The sequence below is a fragment of the Fodinicola feengrottensis genome (assembly GCF_039530045.1).
Classification (GTDB): Bacteria; Actinomycetota; Actinomycetes; order Mycobacteriales; family HKI-0501; genus Fodinicola; species Fodinicola feengrottensis.
In genome coordinates this window covers 48,583-62,047 of record NZ_BAAANY010000030.1, presented here as the reverse complement: position 1 = coordinate 62,047, position 13,465 = coordinate 48,583, and the positions used below count along the sequence as shown (strand labels likewise).

13 protein-coding genes are annotated in these 13,465 nt (G+C 68.3%); 9 read left to right on the top strand and 4 right to left on the bottom strand.

What is annotated here, in order from left to right; genetic code table 11:
- The 5 genes from ABD301_RS31115 to lysA all read left to right on the top strand — a co-directional run.
- Positions 1-238 (top strand): hypothetical protein (locus ABD301_RS31115; protein WP_344313849.1); only part of this gene is annotated, 238 nt, incomplete at its 5' end.
- A 10-nt stretch (positions 239-248) separates the two neighbouring features.
- On the top strand, positions 249-629 hold the full coding sequence (locus ABD301_RS31110; protein ID WP_163566982.1) for a hypothetical protein: 381 nt from the start codon (positions 249-251) through the stop codon (positions 627-629).
- The gene (locus ABD301_RS31105) at positions 626-820 is read left to right on the top strand and encodes a helix-turn-helix transcriptional regulator (protein ID WP_163566983.1); all 195 of its coding nucleotides are present in this window, start codon (positions 626-628) and stop codon (positions 818-820) included. The genes ABD301_RS31110 and ABD301_RS31105 overlap by 4 nt, the downstream gene beginning before the upstream one ends.
- Before the next feature lie 216 nt (positions 821-1,036).
- The gene (locus ABD301_RS31100; protein WP_163566984.1) at positions 1,037-1,366 is read left to right on the top strand and encodes an Lrp/AsnC ligand binding domain-containing protein; all 330 of its coding nucleotides are present in this window, start codon (positions 1,037-1,039) and stop codon (positions 1,364-1,366) included.
- The gene (gene lysA / locus ABD301_RS31095) at positions 1,363-2,703 is read left to right on the top strand and encodes a diaminopimelate decarboxylase (protein WP_344313848.1); all 1,341 of its coding nucleotides are present in this window, start codon (positions 1,363-1,365) and stop codon (positions 2,701-2,703) included. Before ABD301_RS31100 ends, lysA begins: the two co-directional genes overlap by 4 nt.
- Positions 2,704-2,842: 139 nt before the next feature.
- On the opposite strand, the gene ABD301_RS31090 is transcribed toward lysA, so the two are convergent.
- A complete protein-coding gene (locus ABD301_RS31090; RefSeq protein ID WP_344313847.1) occupies positions 2,843-3,610 on the bottom strand; it encodes an IclR family transcriptional regulator in 768 nt (255 codons plus the stop codon).
- Between the two features lie 117 nt (positions 3,611-3,727).
- On the opposite strand from ABD301_RS31090, the gene hutH reads away from it, so the two are divergent.
- Genes hutH through ABD301_RS31070 form a run of 4 tightly spaced genes read left to right on the top strand, consistent with a single transcriptional unit; the run spans position 3,728 to position 10,065 of the window.
- Positions 3,728-5,272: a histidine ammonia-lyase gene (hutH, locus tag ABD301_RS31085; protein WP_425552000.1), complete on the top strand. Its 1,545-nt coding sequence runs from the start codon at positions 3,728-3,730 to the stop codon at positions 5,270-5,272.
- A 10-nt stretch (positions 5,273-5,282) separates the two neighbouring features.
- Positions 5,283-6,923 carry a urocanate hydratase gene (hutU, locus tag ABD301_RS31080; RefSeq protein WP_344313844.1) on the top strand — a complete coding sequence of 547 codons (1,641 nt, stop codon included), beginning with the start codon at positions 5,283-5,285 and terminating at the stop codon, positions 6,921-6,923.
- Positions 6,920-8,110, top strand: a complete 1,191-nt coding sequence (gene hutI, locus ABD301_RS31075; RefSeq protein WP_344313842.1) for an imidazolonepropionase — start codon at positions 6,920-6,922, stop codon at positions 8,108-8,110. Before hutU ends, hutI begins: the two co-directional genes overlap by 4 nt.
- A 50-nt stretch (positions 8,111-8,160) precedes the next feature.
- Positions 8,161-10,065, top strand: a complete 1,905-nt coding sequence (locus ABD301_RS31070; RefSeq protein WP_344313841.1) for a hypothetical protein — start codon at positions 8,161-8,163, stop codon at positions 10,063-10,065.
- Positions 10,066-10,407: 342 nt separating this feature from the next.
- Here ABD301_RS31070 and ABD301_RS31065 read toward each other — a convergent pair whose 3' ends face one another.
- From ABD301_RS31065 to ABD301_RS31055, 3 genes are read right to left on the bottom strand one after another with little or no spacing between them, the layout of a single operon-like run.
- On the bottom strand, positions 10,408-11,268 hold the full coding sequence (locus tag ABD301_RS31065; protein ID WP_344313840.1) for an ABC transporter permease: 861 nt from the start codon (positions 11,266-11,268) through the stop codon (positions 10,408-10,410).
- Positions 11,255-12,244 carry an ABC transporter ATP-binding protein gene (locus tag ABD301_RS31060; protein WP_344313839.1) on the bottom strand — a complete coding sequence of 330 codons (990 nt, stop codon included), beginning with the start codon at positions 12,242-12,244 and terminating at the stop codon, positions 11,255-11,257. The genes ABD301_RS31065 and ABD301_RS31060 overlap by 14 nt, the downstream gene beginning before the upstream one ends.
- A complete protein-coding gene (locus ABD301_RS31055) occupies positions 12,241-13,440 on the bottom strand; it encodes a LolA family protein (RefSeq protein ID WP_344313838.1) in 1,200 nt (399 codons plus the stop codon). The genes ABD301_RS31060 and ABD301_RS31055 overlap by 4 nt, the downstream gene beginning before the upstream one ends.
- Positions 13,441-13,465 lie beyond the last annotated feature (25 nt).

Below are 13,465 nucleotides of genomic sequence, written 5' to 3'. Positions count from 1 at the left end.
TTTGGCGGTGCTCGCGTACCGAAAGTCCCAGCTCTTCCTGCCGGTCGCGATCGTGGCGCATTTCGCGGTGGACGCCAGTGTTTTCAGTCTGCAGGGCATTTTGCCGGCCAGCAGCCCCCTCCCGGACCTGCTGTTCGCCGGTTGGGCAGCGCTGTCGATCGCGTTGCTGGTGGTTGTCCGCCGGCGTTGGACCGCGCAGGAGCGGACCACCTTGGAGGCGGCGCCGGCCGCTGCGTGAGGATGGGCGGATGAGAAAGCCGCAGCGCAGGTCGGTGGTCTACACGGTCCAGGTGCTGATCTTGATGGTGGTCGTCTACCCGGCGCTGCTGGTGCTCGTACGGTTGATCGCGCCTGACGACGCACACTCGCCGCTTCGGTACGTGATCGCCATCCTTCCGGCGGTGCCGGTCGCCGGGGTGGCGATCGCGTACGTCCGCTGGCTCCGCCAGGCCGACGAACTGGAGCGGCGCATTCAGCTGGAGGCGATGGCTTTCAGTGCCATCGTGACGATTCTCGGCGTCGGGACTTACGTCGTACTGACCGACCTGCCGGCCTGGGTTCTCTTCCTGAGTTTCATGGCACTGTGGCTGGTCGGCGTGATCGCCCGCAAAATGTGGCTGAACCGTTGAAAAACAAGCTGCGCGTGTTGCGCGCCGAACACGGCTGGTCGCAGGCGGACCTGGCCGAGAGGCTGGCGGTTTCCCGGCAGACGGTGAACACGATCGAGAACGGCCGCTATGACCCGAGCCTGCCGCTCGCTTTTGCCATTGCCCGGGTCTTCCAGCTCACCATTGAGGACGTTTTCGACCCGGAAGCGTGACGGCTGGCACAGCGACCGTCAAGCCGGCGTCAAAAGTGGGCATCCGGCGTTTGGAATCCGTTAGGACATCTAGGACAAGGCAGACTTCGGACGCAGCATTGCGGGTATGGCCCATACCTCGAACCGGACGCCGCGACTGACCTCCGAGCAGTTCGCCTGGCTGGTCATCGTGCTGATGGTGGCGCTGCTGGCCGGCGGTCTCTACTGGATCGGGCGATGAGCGCCCCGTACCCGGCGCCGGTCGTCCAGTCGTCCACTGTGGACGCGATCATCGGCGTACGGCTGGACCCGCGGTTTCGCTGGGAGGACTTCGACGACTTCCTCTGCCGGGAGCCGTCGGTCCAGCAGGCCTGGCACGTGGCCGGTGACGTGGACATCGAGTTTCGGCTCAGCTGCACGGATCGGCCGGCGCTGGGCGCTTTCCTGGCCCGGTTGCGCGCGGAGAAATCGGCCGCCGAAACCACCATCAACCTCATCCTGCGACCAGTCCACGGTCTCGGCGGCCGCCGTCTGATCGGCATTATTGGTGGAAAGGCTCGGTCATGACCCTCAGGGAACTCATTCCGTCGTTGCGCTCGTCGCTGCCGGACAAGCTGGCCCCGATCATCTGGCCGCGCACCACCCGCCGGGTTGGCGGCGACATCCAGATCGGCGGTGTCAGCCTCGCCAGCATCGCCGGCCGGTTCGGTACGCCCGCGTACGTGCTGGACGAGGTCGACCTGCGGGAGCGCTGCCAGGAATACCGGCGGGCCTTCGCCGGTGAAGAGGTCGCGTACGCGGGGAAGGCGCTGCTGACTCGGGCGGTGGCCCGGATGATCGGCGAGGAGGGCCTCTCGCTGGATGTCTGCTCGGCCGGCGAAATGGCCGTCGCGCGGGCCGTCGGATTCCCGGCTGCGCGAGTGATCCTGCACGGTAATGCGAAAACTCCGGCGGATCTGGCTTTCGCTCGGGACTACGGAGTAGGCCGGATCGTGATCGACTCGCTCGGCGAGATCGCCCGGATCGCTGCCGAGGCACCGGAACCGCAGCGGGTGCTGTTGCGCATCGTGCCGGGCGTCGACGCGCACACCCACGCGGCGCTGACCACCGGCACCGAACACCAGAAGTTCGGACTTTCGCTGGCCACCGGCGATGCCGCCGAGGCGGTCCGCCGAGTGCTTGGCCAGAAGCCCTTGACCTTGTCCGGCGTACACGCGCACATTGGTTCGCAAGTGAGTCGTTTCGGTGCGTACGAACAGGAAATCCGCCAGCTGGTCGCGTTTTTGGCGGGCATCCACGACGAACACCGAATCACCGTGCCGGAACTGAACATCGGCGGCGGGCACGCGGTCGCGTACGTGGACGGCGACGACAGTTTCGCGTTGGACGACTTCGCCACCCGCATCCGCGCGGTGCTGCGTTTCGAATGCCAGCAGAACCGGTTGCCGGTGCCTCGGCTGACGGTGGAACCCGGCCGCGCCATCGTGGCCCGCGCCGGGGTCGCGATTTATCACGTGGTGGCAGTGAAACGGGCCGCCAGCGGCCGCCGGATGGTGGCCATCGACGGTGGCATGAGCGACAATCCGCGGCCGGCGCTTTATGGCGCGCACTACAGCGTTGTCCTATTAGGACGGAAGGCGGACGCGGCCCAGGAGCCGATGACCGTCGTTGGCCGACACTGCGAGGCCGGCGACATCCTCGCCGAAAACGTGCCGCTGCCGGCCGACGTACGCCCCGGCGACCTGGTCGCGGTGCCAGCGGCCGGCGCGTACCACTTCCCGCTCGCCTCCAATTACAACCTGGTCGGCCGCCCACCCCTGATCGCCGTCCGCGGCGGCGACGCCCGAGTCCTGATCCGCCGAGAAACCATCAACGACCTGCTCGTCCGAGACGTAGGCGAGTAGAGGCACGACGCCATTCGTTGTCCGTCATTCGTCGAGAGGGGAATTGTCCCACTCTCGGCGTCGAGTGTGGGGTTTTGTCCCGCACTCGGTAGGTGTGGCGGCCGCAGAGGTGTCACACCGCGGGATCTGGCGCGAGGGTTCAACGTGGCTGACCGCCGAGGCGGCGGGTGAAGGTGGCGGCGGTTTTGCGGACGAAACGGGCGATGTCGGCCCGTCCGGCGGAATCTACCGCGGTGGAACGGAAAGTTGTCGCGACAGCCGCCGCTGGGCGGCCGGTGTGGTCCAGAACCGCGACAGCGACTGAGGCATAGCCGGTGGTCACCTCACCGTCCTCCTCGGCGTAGCCGGTTTTTCGTTCAGAGGTAAGGATTCGGCGCAGCGCGGTCAACGTTCGCGGGCCAACGCCGGTCCGGTCGACGAGTGTGTCGGCAGTAGGAAACAGCGCCCGCAGCTGGTTGGCCGGCAGCGCCGCCAACATCGCTCGACCGGAGGCGGTCAGCTGTGCCGGCAGCCGTACGCCCACGTCCGTGACCAGCGGTTCCGCTCGCGGTGGACGGGTCTCGATGACGTAGAGCGTCTCCCGGCCGTGCAGCACGCCCAGGTGGGCGGTGAAGCCGATGTCCGCGACCAGTCGAGTCAGCAGCGGCCGGCCGAGCCGCTCCAGCGGGGTCGTACGCAGGTAGGCCGAGCCGATCTCGAAGGCCGTCACCCCCAGCGCGTACCGGCGTTCTTCCGGCAAATGAATGACAAATCCCTGGTCAGCGAGCACCGAAAGCAGGTGATATGCGCTGGACCGCGGCAACCCCAGCTCGCGGGCGATCGCGCTGGCCGGCAACGGCCCCGGCCGGGCCGCCAGCAGGCGCAGCACCTCCAGCGCACGCCGTACGGCCGGGATCTGGTCCTGCACAGCGCCAATCTATTACCACCCGCAACAGACCCCGCCAACCGGTATAGTCTCGGATACGAGACACCATCATCCGCTCAGGGGCGGCGGAAAGTGCGTTGAGCGGGTGGAATGGTTCCCATGACGGACCATGTGCAGGTGGGGATCGAGCCGCTGGCGCCGGCCGACGTGCTGGCGGTGGCGCGGCGGGAGGTGCCGGTGGCGCTGACTGAGCAGGCGCTGAAGGCGATGCGTTCCTCTCGCGAGGTCATCGACGACCTGGCCAGCGACGAGGGCACCCCGCATTACGGTGTCTCGACCGGTTTCGGGGCGTTGGCGACGACGTACATTCCGGCCGAGCGGCGTTCGGCCCTGCAGCGGTCACTGATCCGCTCGCACGCGGCGAGTTCCGGTGCCGAGGTGGAGCGCGAGGTCGTACGCGCGTTGATGTTGTTGCGACTGCGGACCTTGGCTTCCGGGCGCACGGGCGTACGCCCGGAGACCGCGCAGCTGTTGGCCGCACTGCTCAACGCGGGCATCACGCCGATCATCGGCGAATACGGCAGCCTGGGTTGCTCGGGTGACCTGGCGCCGTTGTCGCATGTCGCGTTGGCGCTGATGGGCGAGGGCGCGGTACGCGATCGGGACGGCCAGCAAATGCCGGCCGCGGACGCGTTGGAAGCTGCCGATCTGGTGCCGGTCGAGTTGGCCGCCAAGGAGGGCCTCGCACTCATCAACGGCACCGACGGCATGCTCGGGATGCTCGTGATGGCCGCTGACGACCTGCGTGAGTTGCTGAAACTCGCCGACATCGCGGCCGCCATGAGCGTCGAGGCGCTGCTGGGCACCGACCGGGTTTTCGCCGCGGACCTGCAGGAGTTGCGGCCGCATCCGGGCCAGGCCGCGGCCGCCGCGAACATGCGCGCGCTGCTCGCCGGCTCGGCGATCATGGAAAGCCACCGCGGCCCGGACTGCACGCGAGTGCAGGACGCCTACTCGTTGCGGTGCGCTCCGCAGGTGGCCGGCGCGGCCCGCGACACGCTTGACTACGTCAACACGGTCGCTGGTCGCGAACTGCGGTCCATTGTGGACAATCCGGCCGTACTTCCGGACGGCCGGGTCGAATCGAATGGCAACTTCCACGGCGCACCAGTCGCGTATGCGCTGGATTTCCTGGCCATTCCGCTGGCCGATGTGGCGAGCATGTCCGAGCGGCGTACGGACCGGATGCTGGACAAAGCCCGTTCGAATGGACTGCCGCCATTTTTGGCCCACGAGGTCGGCGTCGACTCCGGCCATATGATCGCGCATTACACTCAGGCCGGGGTGGTTTCCGAGCTGAAGCGACTGGCCAACCCGGCCAGTGTGGACTCCATCCCGACCTCGGCGATGCAGGAAGACCACGTGTCGATGGGCTGGGCGGCCGGCCGCAAACTCCGCCGCGGGATCGACGGACTTCGACGCGTACTGGCGATTGAGATCCTCACCGCGGCCCGCGCTCTCGACCTTCGCGCGCCACTGACGCCAGCCCCAGCAACGAAAGCGGTGGTTCAGGCGCTCAGGTCCACAGTGGACGGGCCAGGCCCGGATCGCTGGCTTTCCCCCGACATCGACAAAACCGTCGCCGCGGTGCAGGACGGCTCGCTGCTGTCCGCCGCCGAATCCGTCACCGGCCCGCTGGAATAAAGGAGCTCCGATGATCCGCTCACCCCGTGGCACCACCCTGACGGCCCGGTCGTGGCAGACCGAGGCGCCGCTACGGATGCTGCAGAACAACCTCGACCCGGAGGTCGCCGAGCGCCCTGACGATCTGGTTGTCTACGGAGGTACGGGCAAAGCCGCACGCGACTGGCCGAGTTACCACGCGCTTGTACGCACCCTCACCGATCTTCGCGAAGACGAGACGATGCTGGTCCAAAGTGGACGGCCGGTTGGCGTCATGCGTACGCACGAATGGGCGCCGCGAGTCCTGATCGCCAACTCCAACCTCGTACCGGACTGGGCCAACTGGCCGGAGTTCCGCCGGTTGGAGCACCTCGGGCTGACCATGTACGGGCAGATGACCGCGGGTTCGTGGATTTATATCGGCACCCAGGGCATCCTGCAGGGCACGTACGAGACTTTCGCGGCGATCGCTGAGAAACGGTTCAACGGCACGCTCGCCGGCACTCTCACGCTGACCGCCGGCTGTGGTGGGATGGGCGGCGCGCAGCCGCTCGCGGTCACCATGAACGGTGGCGCTGTTATCTGCATCGATGTGGACAAAACCCGGCTGCAGCGGCGCGTGGACCACTGCTATCTCGACCTCATCGCGTCCGATGTGGACGATGCGATTGCCAAGGCCACCAAGGCAAAGCGGGACAAGCAGCCGCTGTCGGTCGGCTTGCTCGGCAACGCGGCGACGCTCGTACCGGAGCTGCTCCGGCGCGGTCTGGAGGTCGACATCGTCACCGACCAGACTTCCGCGCATGACCCGCTGTCGTACATTCCGGAAGGCATCGACCCGGGCGACGCGCCCGACTACGCGGCCAAGAAGCCGGAGGAGTTCACCGATCGCGCGCGGGCTTCGATGGCCAAGCACGTGGAGGCGATGGTCGGTTTCCAGGACGCTGGCGCGGAAGTTTTCGACTACGGCAACTCTTTGCGTGGTGAGGCACGAGAAGGTGGGTACGAGCGCGCCTTCGACTATCCGGGTTTCGTGCCGGCGTACATCCGTCCGCTGTTCTGCCAGGGCAAGGGCCCGTTCCGGTGGGCCGCACTTTCCGGCGATCCGAAGGACATCGCGGCCACCGACCGCGCGATTCTTGAGCTTTTCCCGGAAAACGAGTCACTGAGCCGCTGGATCAAGCTGGCACAAGAGAAAGTCGCGTTCCAAGGTCTGCCGGCGCGGATTTGCTGGCTCGGTTACGGCGAGCGGCACCTGGCCGGCCTGCGGTTCAACGAAATGGTCGCGAGCGGTGAGATTTCCGCACCGGTGGTGATTGGCCGTGACCACCTCGACTGTGGCAGCGTGGCCTCGCCGTACCGGGAAACCGAGAGTATGGCCGACGGGTCCGACGCGATCGCCGACTGGCCGCTGCTGAACGCGCTGGTCAACACCGCTTCCGGGGCTTCATGGGTGTCCATCCACCACGGCGGTGGGGTCGGCATCGGCCGGTCCATTCACGCCGGCCAGGTCAGCGTCGCGGACGGCACCGCGCTGGCCGCGCAGAAGCTGGAACGTGTCCTCACCAACGACCCGGGCATGGGCGTGATCCGGCACGTCGACGCCGGTTACCCGCTGGCCCGCGAGGTCGCCGACGCGCAGCGCGTACCGATTCCGATGGACGCCCAGTGACCTCGACGGTCATCCGCGGCATCGGGCAGCTGGTCACCGGCGAGCCGGCGCTGGGCGACGGGCTGCTGGGCACCCGTACGAACGCTGCCGTGGTGATCGACGACGGCGTCGTCACGTGGGTGGGGGACAGCGGCGCCGCGCCGGCGGCGGACGACGCGATCGACGCCGACGGCGCTTGCGTGCTGCCGGGCTTCGTGGACAGCCATGCGCACCTCGTCTTCGCCGGCGACCGTACCGACGAGTTCTCCGCCCGGATGGCCGGTGAGCGGTACGCGGCGGGCGGCATTCGTACGACGGTGGCCGCCACCCGCGCGGCCACCGACGACGAGCTGCGCGCCAACGTCGCCCGCCTGACTGCCGAGATGTTTCGGCAGGGAACGACGACGGTCGAGATCAAGAGTGGCTACGGGCTGAACGTGGCCGATGAGGTGCGATCGCTGCGGATCGCCAGTGAGTTCACCACCGAGACGACGTTCCTCGGCGCACACGTGGTTCCGGCGGGCTCCGATCCCGGCGAGTACGTTCAGCTCGTCACCGGCGAGATGCTGACTGCTTGTGCGCCGTACGCGCGCTGGGCGGACGTATTTTGCGAGGAGGGCGCCTTCGACGTGGGCGCCGCCCGCAAGGTCCTTATGGCCGCCAAGCACGCGGGTCTGGAGCTGCGTGTGCACGCCAACCAGCTGCGGCCAGGGCCGGGCGTTCAGTTGGCTGTCGAGCTGGACGCGGCGAGCGCGGACCACTGCACTTACCTGTCGGACGATGATGTCGACGCGTTGGCGCATTCGGGCACGGTGGCGACTCTGCTACCCGGGGTCGAGTTCTCCACGCGCTCTCCCTTTCCGGACGGCCGGCGGTTGCTCTCCGCGGGCGTCCGGATCGCCCTCGCCACCGACTGCAACCCGGGCACCTCGTACACCTCGAGCATGCCGTTCTGCATCGCTCTGGCGGTCAGGGAGATGGGACTGACCTGCGCGGAGGCGGTCGCTGCGGCGACTTCCGGCGGCGCCGAGGCGCTGCGCCGATCAGACGTGGGACGACTGGCACCCGGCTTTCGCGGCGACGCGATCGTGCTCGACACGCCGCGCTACGAACATCTCGCATATCGCCCAGGGGTGCCATTAATACGCACAGTTATACGGGATGGCGCAAAAGTTTCGACTGAGCGGGAGCTTGCTCGCGGTGTGTGATCAGTGACCCGGGACGAAATTCGGGTCGCGACGGCGCTAGCCTGTGGTGTATGCCCGCTCGTTCCCCATCTGGCTTCATGGGTGCGTTGCGCGCGCGTTCCGGCTGGCTTTTGTGGATCGGCGTCGCCTTCGCTCCGATAGCCGCGTTGCTGCTCGCCTTCGGGCAGGGCAGCAGCCCGCTGCGGATCGCGGCGGTGCTCGCGCTGGTCGCGGTGGTGTTGATCGGACTGGCCGTGGTGCTCCGGCCGGAGCCGGCCGACCTCGCTGAGGAGATCACCGACTCGCTGCAGCGTGAGGTGGATCAGGTCCGGGACGAGGTCGACGGAGTGCGCCGCGATGTCGAGCGATCGCTGCGAGCCGAGCTGGACACCGTGAGGGCCGAGCTGGAACGGTCCCGAAGGCAGCGCAGCGGACAACAGAGCAACCGGCCGGTGGCCAGCGGCGAAGGCACTGTTCTGGACCTGCGTACGCCCGGCCGCGCCACCGTGCCGCTGCCCAGCGCCCCGGTCTCCAACGGGCCGGGTGAGTCCGAGCGCGATCCCGACCGCGCGGGTCGCGGGGGCCGTGGCGGCCCGCGTACTCCGGTGGGCTCCCGTGGCCGCGCCGACGTGCCGGCCGCTCCTCGCGGGTCGGCCCAGGTCACCCGCGATGCCGCCGAGCGCCGGGATTTCGAGTGCTCGCAGCGGACCGTTTCCGAGCGGGTGCCGGCGCGCGCTGAGTACGAGGAGCACACCCGGCCGGTCAGCGGTGGTCGCAGCGGTTCGGTCAGCGGCTCGGCGCCGGTGAGCGGTGGTCGCAGTGGTTCGGTCAGCGGTTCGGTGCCGGTCAATGGCGGCCGGGCTGAGGTGCCGGTGAACGGCCGTGGTGCTTCGGTCAGTGGGTCCGCTCGGCCGGTGAGTGGCGGTCGCAGTGGTTCGGTGCCGGTGAACGGCGGTCGTGCCGAAGTGCCGCTCAGTGGCGGTCGTACGGGGTCGGTCAGTGGCTCGGCCCGTCCGGTGAGTGGTGGTCGCAGTGGTTCGGTGCCGGTCAACGGCGGCCGGGCTGAGGTGCCGATGGGTGGCGATCGCAGCGGTTCGGTCCCGGTCAATGGTGGCCGGGCAGACGGTGTCGGCAGGGCGGATGCGCCGGTCAGTGGTGGCCGGAGTGGGTCTGCCCGGCCGGTCAGCGGCGGGCGCAGTGGCTCGGTGCCGGTGACTGGTGGCCGGTCCCGCGTACCGGCCGCCGACCGCACCGAGATGATGCCAATGCTGGACGACGTGCCCGAGGCGCCGCGGCGGTCCGAACGTACCGGCGGCGCGGCCCGGGTCGGTGGCCGCGATCCGGAGCTGGTGGGCCAGCTGGACGAGTGGCTGGAGTCGCGCGAACGGCCGCAGACGGGCCGGACATACGGTTCGGCCGGCACTGGGTCCGGCGGCACCGGGTCCAACGGCCGGCGGCAGGAACCGGCCGCATCGATGGACCAGGCTTCGATCAACGGCGGCGCGATGCCGCAGTGGGACTCGTACTCGGTGGACCGCGCCGAGATCGACCGCCCCGCCGACAACGACGACCCGCTGTTCGGCGCCATGCCGCCGGCCGCGAACGCTTCCTCCCTCGGCTTCGGCACCGCGGGCTCGGCCACCGACTGGCGCCCTTCCGGCTGGGAGCCCCCAGCCGAGCCAGCGCCCGAGCCGGTCACCCTGCGCCCGCTGCTTCCGGCCGCCCGGACAGACAACGAGATCTCGTCTGGCTTCGCCGTGGAGAACCGCTATGACTACGAGCCCGCAGAAACCCCGCGCTCGCGCCGCCGCGCCGCCGACAACGACACCGGCTACTCCGGCGGCCGCCGATCCGCTGCGTACGGTGGTGGCCACAGCAGCAGCACCTCGTCCCGCACCGACGTGCTGGGCCGGCACTCTCAGCCGCCCGCATCGGGCTCTGGCCGGCACTCCCGCGGCGACAGCTCCGCGTACTAATTCCCGCTTTTCGGCGAGTCCGGCCATCGACGGCGGTCTGTGGCGAGAAGAATCTCGACTTTGTTGGAGCGATCTACCCAGGTGCGGCGCGAAATTGTCGTAGGTGTCTGTTTTTCTTTCCCCCTCCCTTTGAACGGGCGGGGGGTGGGTTGAGAGGTGGACTTTAATTTTTGGTTGAACATTGGTCCTCGAACCCGCCCCCCACCCGTCACTGGGTGGGGGCAAATTTGCCGGAGGGGTACGACAGTTTCGCGCCGCACCCCAGCTAAGGAGCCGCCCCTTGCGAGGAGCCTCCGGGCTGAGGACCCGCACCCCGGGTAGAGCTGAACTCGGCGCAGCCAGCTAGCTGGACACGTCTTTGCCGGCGAAGCGGGCCCAGGCCAGGGACGTGAAGATGGCGATGTAGACGAGCGCGGACACCACTCCGGTTGACGAGTCCTGCATGGTGATCGGGTCGCGCAGGAAGTCGCCGAACGAGAACCACCAGTGGGTCGGCAGCCAGGGGGCGATGGCGGCCAGTTGGGGGATCGCGTCGAGGACCTCGCTGGCGACCGCGAGGCCGGCGGTGGCGGCCATGGCCGCGACCGGATAGTCGGTGAGGGTGGAGATGAAGAGGCCAATCGCCGCGAGTGCGGCCATGCTGAGGCCTAGATACAGGCAGATCAGCAGGATTCGCAGCAGCGCGGCCGGCAGTGATGTTGAGCTGCCGGACAGCAGCAACACCGATCCGCTCGGGAAAAGGATCAGTCCGATCGCCGCGCCGACTACCCCGACAATCAGGGTGGCGGCGAAGCAATAGAGCACTGAGGCGGCGTATTTCGTTGCCAGTAAACGCATCCGGCTGACCGGTACGGTCAACAAATACCGCAGTGTGCCCTGGTTGGATTCGCCGGCGATCGCGTCGCCGGACACCACCGCCACCGCGAGCGGCAGAAAGAGTGGGGTGATCGCGAAGAGCGCGGCCAAGGACACGAAGAGGCCATTTTCGGCGATACTGTTGAAAAAGACCGGACCGCGACCGTTGTCGGAGCTGTTGATCTTGACGGCGACCGCGATCAGCACCGGTACGGCCGCGAGCACCGCGAGGATCACCTGGTTGCGTCGCCGGCCGAACACCAGCGACAGTTCCGAGCGCAGCAGGCGGGTGCTCACCGGCCGTACGCTCCACTGTGGACGGTCCAGGACCGCGTCAGCCGCTGACATCGAAACCCTCCCCGGTAAGCGCGACGAAAACCTCCTCGAGGTCGGCGCGGGCCACCTCGAAACCAGTGACGGGTACGCCGTCGTAAACCAGCGTCCTGAGCACTTGCTCCGGCGCGCTTTCCCCAGGCAGAGCCGAAACTTCGCCGTCGCCGGACTTGATGTCAGCGAGCCCCAGCCGGCGCAGCGTGTCCGCGGCGTCGGTGGTTTCGCTCGTACGCACCACAATTCGTGGCGCCAGCGATGAGCGCAGGCTGGCCAGCGTGCCGTTGGCGACCAGCTTGCCGACGTGCATCACACCGACGTGCGAGCAGACCTGCTCCACTTCGGACAGCAGGTGAGTGGACAGCATCACGGTGGTGCCGTCGGCGGCCAGATCGGTGATCAGGTGCCGGATTTCCCTGGTTCCCTGCGGATCCAGGCCGTTCGTCGGCTCGTCCAGTACGAGCAGTTCGCGCGGCTGCAGCAGGGCGGCGGCGATCCCGAGCCGTTGCCGCATGCCGAGCGAGTACGCGCGATAACGCTTGCGAGCGGCGGCGGTTAGCCCCACCCGTTCCAACGCCGAGCCGATCCTGGCCTTGCTCGTACGCGGATCGGCGGGTCGATCGGCGGCGTCCATCCGGCGCAGGTTGTCGGTCCCGCTCAGGTGCGGATGAAAAGCCGGGCCCTCCACCAGCGCGCCGACTCGCGGCAGCACCGCGCTGGCCCGCTGTGGCATCCCGAGGCCCAGCAGGCTGTGGCTGCCGGCGGTCGGGCTGATCAGGCCGAGCAGCATCCGGATCGTGGTGGTCTTGCCAGAGCCGTTTGGGCCCAGGAAGCCGAAAACGCTGCCCACCGGCACGTCCAGGTCGAGATGGTCGACGGCCACCTGCCCGCCGCGAAAGCGCTTGGTCAGCCCACGAGTCTGGATGGCCGCCGAGCCGGCGCCAGGCTGGCTGGCCTGGCGCGGCTCGGTGGACGAGGTGGTAGCAGCCGTCACTTCTGTCCGGCGGCCGCGTACAGCAGACTCGGCTGCACTGATCCGACCAGCACCCTGCCGTCATCGGTGATCAGCGCACTGACCAGCGCCGACGAGAACAACCGGCCGCTGCCCCAGGTGCCCGAGACGCGCGGCAGGGACGACAGCAGTTCCATCGGGTTGATGCTGGCGCCGCCACCGGGCTTCTTCGCGTCCGGCTGTGCGCTGCTATTGGGACTAAGCGCGTTCGCCGGCAGCTTGGCGACCAGCACCGAAGTCCAGCCCTGACCGACCACGTTCGGCCGCACCCCATCAAGCTGCGGCTTATGCGTCTGGGCGAGCTTCTTCGGGTCCGGCGCCGACGCCTTGTCCTCGGTGACCTTCACCCCGGGCGGCGGAGCGAACTTGAAGTTGTCCGCGGTCGGCGTGCTGAAACTGACCTGAGTGAAGCCGACCTTGATCGCCGGCGTACCAGCACCGGATGCGAAGACCTCCACCTGCAACGGCAGCTTGGTCTCGCCGTCCACCGCGAGCCGCACCTGGCCGACCAGCGACCGGGTGTCCTTTGGCTGCAGCAGCAGCTCATAAACCTTGCGACCGGCGACCGTGGTGTTGCCGGTGGTGCTGACCGTGGTGGTCGGGCCGACCGCCTTCAGCAACTGCGCGGCGAGCTCCTGCGGCGTACCGCTCGCGAGCCCGCTCTCGTTGCCCGCCGACGGCGTGCCGGACTTCCGCGCAGGTGCCTGAACCACCCGGTGGGTGGCGGTGTGGTCGCTGCTGGACCACGTCCACAGGTCGTGGTTGTTGTAGACGATGTCCGACTCGCCCAGCTGGCCGAGCAGCGCGACCCGGCCCTTGTCCGGGCTGGCGTACCAAACCCGCAGCGTGTGGCTGCCGGACACCATCGACAACAGCGACGAGCTGCCGGTGCTCGGCGCGCCGGTGCCGGTCAGACCCGGCAGGCTCGGCAACCCCAGGTCGGCGGTTTGTACGACAGTGCCAGAAAGTCCGTTGACCTTCGCGGTCTGGATGGCGGCGAGCAACTGCTGTGCGCTCATCGCCGGCAGGCTCGGCTCGGGTGCCGCCTGCAACATGGCACCGGCGGACGGGACCGCGAGCGCGAGCGCCACGATGCCGGCCGGTACGGCCCACCGCAGCACGTGCTTGCGGCGACCGGGGGGATTTTCTGAACCGGTTTCCTGATCTTCTGCTGACATGCCCATACCTCCTTGGCGTTCACTC